The 11,490-nt window shown below is 73.0% G+C and carries 12 protein-coding genes; 5 read left to right on the top strand and 7 right to left on the bottom strand.

What is annotated here, in order from left to right:
* The first annotated feature begins 392 nt into the window (after positions 1-392).
* A complete protein-coding gene (locus tag ACFY6S_RS19220) occupies positions 393-875 on the top strand; it encodes an ATP-binding protein (RefSeq protein WP_388818955.1) in 483 nt (160 codons plus the stop codon).
* Positions 876-993: 118 nt separating this feature from the next.
* Here ACFY6S_RS19220 and ACFY6S_RS19215 read toward each other — a convergent pair whose 3' ends face one another.
* Positions 994-1,932 (bottom strand): aldo/keto reductase, encoded by a 939-nt coding sequence (locus ACFY6S_RS19215; protein ID WP_388818952.1) that lies wholly within the window; start codon positions 1,930-1,932, stop codon positions 994-996.
* 83 nt (positions 1,933-2,015) lie between these two features.
* Between ACFY6S_RS19215 and ACFY6S_RS19210 the strand changes: the two genes are divergently transcribed.
* Complete coding sequence (locus ACFY6S_RS19210) at positions 2,016-2,660, top strand: TetR/AcrR family transcriptional regulator (protein WP_388818949.1); 645 nt, start codon at positions 2,016-2,018, stop codon at positions 2,658-2,660.
* Positions 2,661-2,781: 121 nt separating this feature from the next.
* Here the strand turns inward: ACFY6S_RS19210 and ACFY6S_RS19205 are convergent, their stop codons facing one another.
* The 3 genes from ACFY6S_RS19205 to ACFY6S_RS19195 all read right to left on the bottom strand — a co-directional run bounded on the left by ACFY6S_RS19205 (position 2,782) and on the right by ACFY6S_RS19195 (position 5,537).
* Positions 2,782-3,666, bottom strand: coding sequence for an ABC transporter substrate-binding protein (locus ACFY6S_RS19205; protein WP_388818946.1), 885 nt, complete (start codon positions 3,664-3,666; stop codon positions 2,782-2,784).
* A 138-nt stretch (positions 3,667-3,804) separates the two neighbouring features.
* Entirely contained in the window at positions 3,805-4,464 is a 660-nt protein-coding gene (locus tag ACFY6S_RS19200; protein WP_388818943.1) for a response regulator, read from the bottom strand.
* A complete protein-coding gene (locus tag ACFY6S_RS19195) occupies positions 4,461-5,537 on the bottom strand; it encodes a HAMP domain-containing sensor histidine kinase (RefSeq protein ID WP_388818940.1) in 1,077 nt (358 codons plus the stop codon). Before ACFY6S_RS19195 ends, ACFY6S_RS19200 begins: the two co-directional genes overlap by 4 nt.
* A gap of 406 nt (positions 5,538-5,943) precedes the next feature.
* Here ACFY6S_RS19195 and ACFY6S_RS19190 point away from each other — a divergent pair, with 406 nt between their 5' ends.
* The 3 genes from ACFY6S_RS19190 (at position 5,944) to ACFY6S_RS19180 (ending at position 8,435) form a co-directional block, all read left to right on the top strand.
* Positions 5,944-6,243 (top strand): DUF3040 domain-containing protein, encoded by a 300-nt coding sequence (locus ACFY6S_RS19190; protein ID WP_388818937.1) that lies wholly within the window; start codon positions 5,944-5,946, stop codon positions 6,241-6,243.
* Positions 6,244-6,659: 416 nt separating this feature from the next.
* The gene (locus ACFY6S_RS19185; protein WP_114625400.1) at positions 6,660-7,145 is read left to right on the top strand and encodes a cation:proton antiporter regulatory subunit; all 486 of its coding nucleotides are present in this window, start codon (positions 6,660-6,662) and stop codon (positions 7,143-7,145) included.
* A gap of 6 nt (positions 7,146-7,151) precedes the next feature.
* Positions 7,152-8,435: a cation:proton antiporter gene (locus ACFY6S_RS19180; RefSeq protein WP_388818933.1), complete on the top strand. Its 1,284-nt coding sequence runs from the start codon at positions 7,152-7,154 to the stop codon at positions 8,433-8,435.
* Positions 8,436-8,583: 148 nt separating this feature from the next.
* Here ACFY6S_RS19180 and ACFY6S_RS19175 read toward each other — a convergent pair whose 3' ends face one another.
* From ACFY6S_RS19175 to dhaL, 3 genes are all read right to left on the bottom strand, one after another.
* Positions 8,584-10,167 carry an SDR family oxidoreductase gene (locus ACFY6S_RS19175; RefSeq protein WP_388818930.1) on the bottom strand — a complete coding sequence of 528 codons (1,584 nt, stop codon included), beginning with the start codon at positions 10,165-10,167 and terminating at the stop codon, positions 8,584-8,586.
* Positions 10,168-10,355: 188 nt separating this feature from the next.
* Positions 10,356-10,766, bottom strand: a complete 411-nt coding sequence (locus ACFY6S_RS19170; RefSeq protein WP_388818928.1) for a PTS-dependent dihydroxyacetone kinase phosphotransferase subunit DhaM — start codon at positions 10,764-10,766, stop codon at positions 10,356-10,358.
* Complete coding sequence (dhaL, locus tag ACFY6S_RS19165; RefSeq protein ID WP_388818924.1) at positions 10,763-11,434, bottom strand: dihydroxyacetone kinase subunit DhaL; 672 nt, start codon at positions 11,432-11,434, stop codon at positions 10,763-10,765. Before dhaL ends, ACFY6S_RS19170 begins: the two co-directional genes overlap by 4 nt.
* Positions 11,435-11,490 lie beyond the last annotated feature (56 nt).

Genomic DNA, 11,490 nt, shown 5'->3' with positions numbered 1-11,490 from the left:
CTGAGTCGTCGGACAGGCGGGTGGGTGAGGTGGTGAGGTGGGAACAAGAGAGCGGGAGAGCGCTCTCTCGGCGGGAGAGATGCTTCTCCCGTGTTTCGTACACGTCAAGAGTTGTGCACGAGACCGCCCTGCCCGTTCGGCTGGGAACAAGAAATCACGGCCGGGACGCGATGATTGCGGGTATTTGTTCCGTGTCTCGGAGAGGGATCGATTCAGGATTCGACGGCGGAGCGGAGTACGGGGGGCCCTCCGGGGCTTGCGCGCAAGGGAAGTGATTGCCGATCGCCCAACCGGGGCACGAGAAGGCAGAGACGGACGGGCCAGCGCACAAGGGCCCCGGCGGCCGTATCCGACCGGGGTGGGCCGGTCCCCCGACGGAGGGAGTGATCTCCATGCGTGCGCACCGGTATGCCCTGCGGCGCACGGCACGCGCCTCGTACATCCTGCCGCCCTCGGAGACATCCGCCCGCTGGGCGCGGCATCTGACAGCCGCTTATCTCACCCGGGGCTGTGGTCAGCGGGTCTCCGCCGATCAGGTGGACGACGCGCGGCTCGTGGTCTCCGAGTTGGTCACCAATGCCACCCGGCACGGCCGGGGCAACTGCCGGCTGCGCCTGAGTGTGGACCGCGGGCGGGTGACGGTCGAGGTGCACGACCACAGCCCCCGCCTGCCCTGCCTGTGCGCGACCGGCGCCGCCGCCTCGGACGACGCGACCGGGGCGCCCGGTGCGGCGGCCCCGGGCACGAGCGGTGACGTGGGCGCGCTGCGGGAGGGCGGGCGGGGCATCGCCATGGTCCGTGAGCTGTCCCGCCGGTTCTCCGTGCTCGGGGCGCCCGGCGGCGGCAAGACCGTACAGGCCGTTCTGGCCTGCTGAGACGCGGCGGCGATGCGGGTCCGGCCGTATGCGATCCGCGGACCGGGGTGTACGACGCGACCACCGTCTCCCGCCGCCGGGTCACCGGGGGCGCGACGCCCGGTGGTTCCCCGGCCGGCTATCCGAGCGCGATGTCTCCCGATCGCGTCGGGACGGCGTCCAGCGCGGCGAGCGTCGCGTCGTCGAACACGATCGATCCCGCCGCGACGTTCGCCGCCAGGTGCTCGGCGTCGGAAGTCCCGGGGATGAGGAGGACGTTCGGCGCCCGGTGCAGCAACCAGGCGAGGCCGATCTGCGCGGGGGTCCTGCCCAGCGAACGCGCCGCCGTCGCGACGGCCGGCTCGTCGGTCACCTTCGGCATGCCGGGGAAGCCGCTGCCGAGCGGGAAGTACGGCACCCAGGCGATGCCCTCGGCGGCGCAGAGGTCCAGCAGCGGATCGTCGTCGCGGGCCACGAGGCTGTAGGCGTTCTGCACGCAGGCGATGCCCGCCGGAAGCGCCCGGCTCAGACTGTCCAGGGACACGCTGCTGAGCCCGATCGCGCCGATCTTGCCCTCGTCGCGCATCGCGACCATGACCGCGAGCTGGTCGTCGAGATCGACCACCTGGTCGCCCTCGGCCCGCAGACCGGGCCCGATGTCCGTCCGGCGCAGATTCACCAGCGGAATCCGGTCGAGGCCGAGGCTCGTCAGGTTGTCCTCGACACCGGCCCGCAACTCCTCGGGGCGCTGCGCCAGCCGCAGCGAGTGGACGCCGCCCGGGTCGGAGGCGGCGCCGACCTTGCTGGCGACCAGGACACCGTCCGCGGGCCCGATCGCCTCGCGGATGAGGCCGTTGACGAAACCGTCGCCGTAGAACTGGGCGGTGTCGATGTGGTCGATGCCGAACTCGACCGCGCGCCGCAGGAGCGCGACGGCCGCGGCGCGGTCACCCGGACGCAGCTGCATCGCCCCGTAGCCGATGCGGGAGACGGTGCGGCCGGCCAGCGGCGCGTCCCCGCCGGGACGCGGGGCGCCGGAGGCCGTGGGCTCGTGGGAAGAGGTACCGGTGGAGGCCATGGACATCCCGTCCTCGTGCGACGATGGGTTAAACGGAGGATCATCCGTTATTCGACTGTAGCACTACCGGAGGTGCCTCCGCTTTGACTGCGCCCGAACCGACGCCACACGGCGTCCCGGCCGGCCCCGCCGCCGACACCGCCCGCCCGGCCCGCTCCGACGCGCGGCGCAACCGGGAGAAGCTGCTCGCCGCGGCCCGGGCCGCCTTCTCGACCGCCGAGGGCACGGTCGTGCTCGAAGCCATCGCCCGCGACGCCGGGGTCGGCATCGGCACGCTCTACCGGCACTTCCCCACGCGTGAGGCGCTCGTCGAAGCCGTCTACGCCGCCGAACTCGACGACCTCACCGCGAGCGCTCCCGCCCTGCTCGCCGAGTTCCCTCCCGAAGCCGCCCTTCGCGCGTGGATGGACCGCTACGCCTCGTTCGTCGCGACCAAGCGCGGAATGATCGACACGCTGCGCGCCGGCTGGGCGTCCGGGAGCGTGGCGACACCGACCACGCGGGAGCGCTTCACCGCCGTGATCGCGACGATCCTCGCGGAGGGGGCGCGGGCGGGCTCGCTCCGCACCGATGTCGAGCCCGACGACGTCACCGCCATGCTCCTCGGGGTCTTCCTCTCCACGGCCGCCGACGACACCCCGCAGCGGGCCGGCCGGCTCTGCGACCTGCTCGTCGACGCGCTGCGCCCGCCCGCCGGCGGCGGGAGCGGCGACGCGGCACGCTCGTGAACGACGAGGCGCGGTCCGGCCGGGCCGCGCCTCGTCACACCTCGCGCGGAACCGACCCGACGCCCGGCCGAGCGAGAACCGCCTTCCGCCCGCCGGGCTCCCGGCGGCTGCCGAGGGTGTCCTACGGGCGGTTCGCCGTGACCGCCTCCAGGGCGTCGGAGACCGTGTCGAGGAACCGGGCGTGCGCCCGGTGGCTGCCCGGTGCCTCCGGATTCCACGGCACGGTCCGCGCGCTCTCCTCCAGCGCGCGCCAGTGCGCGTTGCCCTGGAGGCGGTCGCGCGGCGCGGCGTTCGCGCGTACGTCGGTGAGCACGATGTCGGCGGCCAGCGCGGCGGCCTCGGACCACTCGGCCGTACGCCAGTTGGCGCCGCCCTCCTGCGCCGGCTCGATCAGCCCGACCCCCAGCTCGGTCAGGGCACGCAGATCGGGCCAGGTCAGCGGCCGGGCCAGATAGGCGGTGTCCGGTCCGGCGGGGGACAGGGCCAGTACCCGGGGGCGGTCCGGCCGCTCCGCCACCGCGCGCAGCCGCCGCTCCGCGCGCTCCAGGTCCGCCTCCGCGGGCCGCAGCGGAGCGTCCAACGAGCGCGCCAGCGCGGTGAACCGGTCCCTGACGCCGTCGAGCGAGCGGTCCTTGCCCACCTCGATGACGACCACCGGAACGCGCTCCTCCAGATGTTTGGCCGCCTCCGGGTCGATGCCGTACACCTGCCCGCCGCCGTAGCTGACGGCGACCACCAGATCCGGCTCGGCCGCGTGCAGGGCGTCCAGGTCGAGGGCGCTGCCCGCGCCGAAGTGGGGCAGTTCCGCGAGGGGCAGGTCGCCGGCCTTCGCCGGGTCCGGGGTGTCTCCGTCATGGTGGGAACCGAAGATCCCCCACGGGCGCAGACCGTGGTCCCACAGGGTCGCGCCCGCCTGTATATAGGTCACCACCCGCGCCGGACGGTGGTCCGACACGGTCAGATGGCCACGGTCGTCCGTGAACTCCCAACTGATGCCAGGGTTCATGCCTCGCCTCGTTCCGCTTGTGTTGGTGCGGTGTTGAGCGCGTGTCCGTACGTGGGTTCGTACGGGCGCCACCCACTCTCTGCCCAACACGAGGCGCGCGGACGCTTTTTCGCGCGCCGGGAAAACGCCCGCCAAACCTCATGGCTCGATGAGACCGGCCCGGATCGCGTAACGGGTCAGTTCCAGCCGGTCCCGCAGCCCCAGTTTCTGCAGGAGGTTGGCGCGGTGCCGTTCGACGGTCTTGGCGCTGATCAGCAACATTCCGGCGATCTCCTTGGAGGTGTGCCCCTCGGCCACCAGCTTGAGGATCTCCTCCTCGCGTGGCGTGATGGCGCTGTCCGGCAGGCTGTCCCCCTGCCGTACCCGGTCCAGATAGTTGCGGATGAGGGCCGTCACCGCCCCGGGATAGAGGAACGGTTCGTCCCGCATGGCCGACCGGCACGCCTCCACCAGATCGCGGTCGGCGACGGACTTCAGGACGTAGCCGCTGGCCCCGGCTTTCAGCGCCTCGAAGAAATACTGTTCGTTGTCGTACATCGTCAGCATCAGAATGCGGGTCTCCGGTTGCAGCCGGGAGAGTTCCCTGGCCGCCTGGAGCCCGGTCAGCCGGGGCATCGCGATGTCGAGGATCGCCAGGTCGGGGCGGTCGGCGCGGGCCATCTCGATGGCCTCGGCGCCGTCGCCCGCCTCCGCGATCACCGTCAGGTCCGGTTCGTTGTCGAGGATGAGCCGCACGCCCCGGCGGACCAGCGCGTGATCGTCGGCGAGGAGGATGCGGGTCTGCGTCGTCTCGTTCATGGTCGGTTGTCCCCGTTTCCTGTGCTGTTTCCGTTCGTGTCCCGGCCGAGCGGGTCGCGTCCGCCGAGGGGGGCCGGCCCGAGTGCGCCGTAAGGGCCCTCGGGCGGGAGGGGGCCGGTGGCCGTGGCGCTGATCGGCACGCACAGCCGGACGTCCGTGCCGTGTTCGCGCCCCGGGCCGCGTTCCACCGAGACATCGGCGCCGATGAGCAGGGCCCGTTCGCGCATCCCGCGGATGCCCGCGCCCTCCGCCGCCGTACCGAGGCCCCGGCCGTCGTCCCTGAGCAGCAGTTCCACCCCCGAGGGCGTGCGGCGGAGCGTCAACTCGACCTGACGCGCCTCGGCGTGCCGTACGACATTGGTCAGGCCCTCCTGGGCGACCCGGTAGACGACCAGCTCCACGTCCTGGCCCAGCGGCGGCAGCGCGCTGTCGAAGCCGTGCCGGACCGTCAGCCGGCTGTGCGTGGTGATCTCGTTGGTCAGCGCCTTGAGCGCGCTGATCAGACCCAGTTCCTCCAGCACCCCCGGACGCAGCCGCCGGGCGATCCGGCGGATCTCGTCCAGACTGCCCCGTGTGGTCTCCTGCACATGGTGCAGCTCGGCCCGCAGCGGCGCGGGCGCCCGGTCCGCGACGCGCTTGAGTTCGAGCAGCACCGCCGTGAGGGTCTGGCCGATCTCGTCGTGCAACTCCTGGGCGATCCTGCGCCGCTCGGCCTCCTGCGCGGAGAGCGCGAGGCCACTGCTGGCCGCCCTCTCGGCCTCCAGCCGGTCCAGCATGGTGTTGAACGTCATGATCAGTTCGGCGATCTCGCCGTGCCCCGACACCACGGGACGGCGTCCGGGGCGCAGCAGATCGGTGGTGGTCATGGCCCGGGTGAGCCGTTGCAGCGGAGTGAGCCCGATCCGCAGCAGCGCGGCGTTGGCGACCAGCATCGCCACCAGCCCCAGCGACATGATCAGCGCCTCGGTCAGCAGGACGGGCGCGGAGATGGTGACCGGGCCGAGCAGCAGCAGGGCGGTCGCCGCGAACAGCACCGCGGCGTTGAGCAGAAAGATCCGCCAGAACAGGGACACGGGACACGGCCTCCTCACAGGGGGTGGCCCCCCACTATCGCCCGCCCGGAGCGGCGGTCCCGACAGGAGGCCCCCTCGGCCGGTCCGCCACGCCGCCGCGATGGGGGTCGCACCCTCCTCGTCTACATGTCGGGCACCCCCGTAGGTGGGTGTCGATGCGGATGGTGCCCGGACGCCCCGGTGAGCGACCGTGTAGGGGCGGAGTTCCGGAGACGGAACGACGGGTGTACGGGAGCGAGGGGCGGCCGGGATGCGGGCCACGCGACGTACCACCGGGCGATGCGGCACGCCGCAGGGCGACGCGGGACGGGAAACAGGGCGGCAACGGGGCGGACGGGGGAGGGCCACCGGACGGTACGGACGACGACAGGCGGAGACAGGACGGGACGAGCAGGGGAGGACGGTCATGGCGACCTACGAGGACCAGCGGCTGGACGGTCTGGCCGAGCGGCTGCGCCGGGACGACCCCCGCTTCGCGCGCGCCCTGCGCACCGGGGCCCCGTGCGTGCCGCGCGAATACCGGCGCGGCGCGGCCTGGAGCACGCTGGGTGTCGCGCTCTGCGGATTCGCCCTCGGTGTCGCCCTCGGCCATGGACTGCTCATCGCGGCCGGCCTCGTCCTGGCGGGAGCCGCCGGACACCTCTTCGATCCCGACCGCCATCTGGTCCGGCAGGGCGTCGCGCCACCTCCGGACGCCGAGAGATGAGCGCCGATCCACCGGACGCGCCATGAACCACCGTGAGGGCCTCGACATCGGGGCCCTTTTCGCCGTACAGCCGACTAATACGTACAAATAATTTTACGTTAAAATGGCGTCTGGCTGACCAACGCCTCCTTGAGCGATGGTCACCCCATTACTCGGATCGCCGAGCTGACGGTCGACTCAACGCGGGGGCGGAGGGGCGGTTCCACATGCGCGCACCCCTGCTGCGACGCCGTACCAGGTCGGCCCGTGCCGCGTCGATCCCGTCGAGGGTGCCCTTACCGGTGCTTCACCACGACGCATGATGGAGAATCCCTCTCCGGCGGCGGGCAACGCATCCAGCCCCGCCGCCTGCCCGCCGCACCGGGGGCCGTCATGCCCGTACACCGTCACGCCCACGCCCGCATGGAGCATTTCCTATGGAGCCCACAGCTCACGTCAGCAAGACCGCCCTGCCCGGGGTCGGTACCCGCTACGACCTGAACACCGAAGCGGGTAAGCACTTGTCGGTCGTCGTGCACCAGGACGGGCGTCGCATCCTCGCCTTCCACGACCCCGAGGACGACGACAACTGCCGGGACGCCGCGCCGCTCGCCCCGCACGAGTCGAGCGCGCTCTCCAAGCTGCTGGCACCCGACCCCGTCGCGCATCTGCACCAGCAATTCGAGATCGACCTGCTCACCGAGCACATCCCGGTCACCAAGCGGTCCCCCTATGTGGGCCGGACCCTCGGTGCCACCCAGGTGCGCAGCCGCACCGGCGCCTCCATCGTCGCCGTACTGCGCCGCACCGACGCCTTCCCCTCGCCCACCCCGGACTTCCGCTTCGCTCTGGGGGACACGCTCGTCGTGGTCGGCACCAGGGAAGGCGTGGACGCCGTCGCCGAACTGATCACCGGAGGATAAGCGCCCGTGCACGAAACCACCGCACTGCTCATCGAACTCGGGGCCATCATCCTGGGCCTGGGAATCCTGGGGCGGCTCGCCGGCCGCGTGGGCTTCTCGGCCATCCCGCTCTATCTCCTCGCCGGACTCGCCTTCGGACACGGCGGCCTGCTCCCGCTCAACGCCAGCGAGGAGTTCGTCGCCACCGGCGCCGAGATAGGCGTGATCCTGCTGCTGCTCCTGCTGGGTCTGGAGTACAGCGCGTCCGAACTGGTCTCCAATCTCAAGACCCAGTACCCCTCGGGCATCGTCGACTTCGTACTCAACGCCGTACCGGGCGCCGCCGCCGCGCTGATCCTGGGCTGGGGCCCGGTCGCGGCGGTGGCCCTGGCGGGTGTCACCTGGATCTCCTCGTCGGGGGTGATCGCCAAGGTCCTCGGCGATCTCGGCCGGCTGGGCAACAGGGAAACCCCCGTCATCCTCGGTGTCCTGGTCATAGAAGACCTCGCGATGGCCGTCTACCTGCCGCTGCTCACCGCCCTGCTGGCCGGACTCAGCCTCGCGGGCGGCAGCCTCACCCTGCTGATCTCGCTCGGTACGGTCGGCGCGGTCCTCTATCTGGCGCTGCGGCACGGCCGGCTGATCAGCCGGGCCGTGTCCTCCGACAACCCGGAGATGCTGCTCCTGGTCGTCCTCGGCCTGACCGTGCTGGTCGCCGGGGTCGCCCAGCAGCTCCAGGTCTCGGCGGCGGTCGGCGCGTTCCTCGTCGGCATCGCCCTCTCGGGCGAGGTCGCGGAAGGCGCGCACAATCTGCTCGCGCCGCTGCGCGACCTGTTCGCGGCCGTCTTCTTCGTCTTCTTCGGCCTCAACACGGACCCGGCCGCCATTCCGCCGGTCCTGGTCCCGGCGCTCATCCTGGCCACCGTCACCACACTGACGAAGATCGGCACCGGCTGGTACGCGGCCAAGCGCGCCGGAGTCAGAACGGCGGGCCGCTGGCGCACCGGCGGCACGCTCGTGGCACGCGGCGAGTTCTCCATCGTCATCGCGGGCCTCGCCGTGGGGGTGGAGCCGCGCATCGGGCCGCTGGCCACCGCCTATGTGCTGATCCTGGTGATCCTCGGCCCGCTGGCCGCCCGCTGGACGGAGCCGCTGGCCCGCCGCCTGACCCGTACGCCCGCGCCCGCGACGCCCGCGTCTCCCGTGGCCGCGCCCGCCGAGCCGGTGCTGCTGGAGAAGTCCGTGCCGGACTCCGGGGGAGCGGAGAGCACCGCGCCGGAGCCGAACGGCACGGCGCCCAGCCACGGCTGACTCCCACGGGCAGAACCGCCGAGCCGTGCGCGGACACCGACCTGAGCACGTCCGTCGATGTCCGCGCACGGCTCGGCGGCTTCACGGGCCACACGGAGGTGGACGACGGTACGGCCGCGTCCGGCGGGCTTCCGCGCGCGCCGACGTGTCAGAACGAACGTCCCCGCAGACCGGTGCCGCCCCCACCGCGAGCCGCGGCGGCGCCGGCGCCGGGGGCGGCGCCGTTCTCCAGCGCGACGGCCGCCCGCGAGATATTGCGGGCCATCCCGCCGAACACCACCGAGTGGAAGGGCGACACGCTCCACCAGTAGGCGTGCCCCAGCAGCCCTCGCGGATGGAACAGCGCCCGCTGCCGGAACACCGTACGGCCGTCGTCGTCCCGGTCCGCCCGCAACTCCAGCCACGCGAGCCCCGGCAGCCGCATCTCCGCGCGCAGCCGCAGCAGCCGGCCCGGCTCGATCTCCTCCACCCGCCAGAAGTCCAGCGAGTCCCCGACCCGCAGCCGCTGGGCGTCCCGCCGGCCCCGGCGCAGCCCCACCCCGCCCGCGAACCGGTCGAGCCATCCCCGTACCGACCAGGCCAGCGGGAAGGAATACCAGCCGTTCTCACCGCCGATGCCCTCGATCACCCGCCACAGCGCCGCCCGCGAGGCGTCCACCGTCATCTGCCGGCGGTCGCTGTACAGGCTGCCGCCCGCCCAGTCCGGATCGGTCGGCAGCGGGTCGCTCGGCGCGCCCGGCAGCGCGGCGGAGGACCAGCGGGTCGCCACCTGTGCGTCCTGGATGCGCCGCAGCGCCAGCTCGACCGAGCGGTCGAAGGTGATCAGACCGCCCGGCGGATCGGCCACGTAGCGCGCGATGTCCTTCTCGTGGCAGATGACCTCGTGGCGCAGGGACTCGGTCAGCGGCCGGGCGATCGAGCGGGGGACCGGGGTCACCAGACCGACCCAGTGGCTGGAGAGGGTCGGTGTCAGCACGGGTACGGGAACGATGAGCCGCCTGGGCAGCCCAGCGACCGCCGCGTACCGCTCCATCATGTCCCGGTACGTCAGCACCTCCGGCCCGCCGATGTCGAAGGCCCGGTGGACCGTTCCGGGCAGGGCGGCGCACCCCACGAGATAGCGCAGCACATCCCGGACGGCGATCGGCTGAATGGACGTGTGCACCCAGCTGGGCGTCACCATCACCGGCAGCCGTTCGGTCAGATAGCGCAGCATCTCGAAGGACGCGGAACCGGAGCCGATGATGACCGCCGCCCGCAGCACCACGGTCGGCGGGCCGGAGCCGAGCAGGAGGTGGCCGACCTCCGCGCGCGAACGCAAGTGCGGGGAGAGGTCGCGCTCCGGGACCCCGGCCGGGGTGAGCCCGCCCAGGTAGACGACGCGCCCGACCCCGGCGGCCTTGGCCTGTTCGGCGAAGGTCCGGGCCGCCCGGCGGTCCGTGGCCGCGAAGTCCGCACCGGTGCCCAGGGCGTGCACCAGGTAGTACGCGACGTCGACCCCCGCCATGGCCGAGGTGAGCGACGCGGCGTCGGTGACATCGCCCCGCACCACCTCGGTACGGTCCACCCAGGGGTAGTCGCGCAGCTTCCGCGGGGTGCGGGCCAGACAGCGCACCGCGTGGCCCGCGTCCAGCAGCTCGGGCACGAGCCTGCCCCCGATGTAGCCCGTGGCTCCGGTGACCAGGCAGCGCAGCCCGCCCGGTGATCCGTCCGATGTTCCGGCCGACATCATGCGTCTCTCCCGTCTCGGGGCCCCAGATCGAGCCTGAGCCCGGAACGGACGATCAGCAAGGCGGGGCGGTGGCCCGGACCCGCGCGGTGGCCCGGGCGTGTGCGACGGCCCGGACCCGCGCGGTGACCCGGACGTCGCGGGACGGGCCACGACGGCCGGGCGCCGGCTCGGGGGGTCGGGCCGGCCGGTCATTCCTTGCGGTACCGGTACGCCTCCGACGCGGCGGCCGTCACCGCGTCCAGATCGCCGCCCGCCGAGGCGGTGACCGTCGCGGCCACCGCGCCCTCCAGGAAGGGCGCGTCGACGAGGCGTGCGCCCTCCGGCAGCTCGTCCCCCTCGGCGAGCATCGCCTTCACGGTCAGTACGGCGCTGCCGAGGTCGACCAGGATCGCCACGCCCGCGCCGCGGTCCACCCGCGCCGCCGCCGCCGAGATCAGGCCGGAGCTGGTGCCGAGCCCGCCGTCCGGCGTGCCGCCCGCGGCGGCCACCGGCGCGGTGTCCCCGCCGCCGGTCAGCCCGCGCGCCAGCTCGGCGACGGCCGAGGCGACCGCACCGCTGTGGGAGACGAGCACGATCCCGACCGGAGTCCCGGCGCTCACCGGCCCTCCTCCTCACCTGTCAGCGCCGCCCCCGCCGTGTCCGCGAGCGCGGTCATCAACAGGGCGGACGAGGTCGCTCCCGGGTCCTGGTGGCCGATGCTCCGCTCGCCGAGGTAGCTCGCCCTGCCCTTGCGCGCCTGGAGGGGTACGGTGGCGAGGGCGCCGTCCCGCGCCGCCCGCGCCGCCTCGGCGAACGTCGCGTACGACGGACCGAGCGCCCCGGCCGCGGGTTCCAGCGCGTCCAGCATCGTCTTGTCCCCGGCCCTCGCCCCGCCCAGCTGGGCCACGGCCGCCACGCCCACCCGCAGCGCCTCGCCCAGCTGCGCGGGCGTCACCTCGGCCGCGTCGCCGAGGGCCTTGCCCGTACGCCGCAGGAGCGTTCCGTACAGCGGTCCCGACGCGCCGCCCACGGTGGAGATCAGCTGTCGGCCCGCCAGCGCCAGCACGGCGCCGGGGGAGGCCGGCGGTTCCTCTTCGAGCGCCGCCGTGACGGCACGGAAGCCGCGCCGCATATTGCTGCCGTGGTCGGCGTCGCCGATGGCGGAGTCCAGTTCGGTCAGCCGGTCCGCCTCGCGCTCCACGGCCGTCGCCGCGGTGCTGAGCCAGCGGACGAAGAAGGCGGCGTCGAGCGGTTCTTCCCTTGCCTGGTCGGCTGTCTGTCCGGTCACGTGATCTCCTCGCCCCGTACGGTCGGCCCTTCCCGTTGTCGCGGCTCCGCTCCAGC

This window comes from Streptomyces sp. NPDC012835 (assembly GCF_042900885.1).
GTDB lineage: Bacteria > Actinomycetota > Actinomycetes > Streptomycetales > Streptomycetaceae > Streptomyces.
This window is presented reverse-complemented; position numbering and strand designations above follow the sequence as displayed.

Bases quoted from the DNA above. Each gene is read 5' to 3' on its own strand.
- ACFY6S_RS19200 (WP_388818943.1), bottom strand. From the start codon at position 4,464: ATGAACGAGACGACGCAGACCCGCATCCTCCTCGCCGACGATCACGCG.
- ACFY6S_RS19175 (WP_388818930.1), bottom strand. From the start codon at position 10,167: ATGATGTCGGCCGGAACATCGGACGGATCACCGGGCGGGCTGCGCTGC.
- ACFY6S_RS19215 (WP_388818952.1), bottom strand. From the start codon at position 1,932: ATGGCCTCCACCGGTACCTCTTCCCACGAGCCCACGGCCTCCGGCGCC.
- ACFY6S_RS19185 (WP_114625400.1), top strand. From the start codon at position 6,660: ATGGAGCCCACAGCTCACGTCAGCAAGACCGCCCTGCCCGGGGTCGGT.
- ACFY6S_RS19205 (WP_388818946.1), bottom strand. From the start codon at position 3,666: ATGAACCCTGGCATCAGTTGGGAGTTCACGGACGACCGTGGCCATCTG.
- ACFY6S_RS19190 (WP_388818937.1), top strand. From the start codon at position 5,944: ATGGCGACCTACGAGGACCAGCGGCTGGACGGTCTGGCCGAGCGGCTG.
- ACFY6S_RS19220 (WP_388818955.1), top strand. From the start codon at position 393: ATGCGTGCGCACCGGTATGCCCTGCGGCGCACGGCACGCGCCTCGTAC.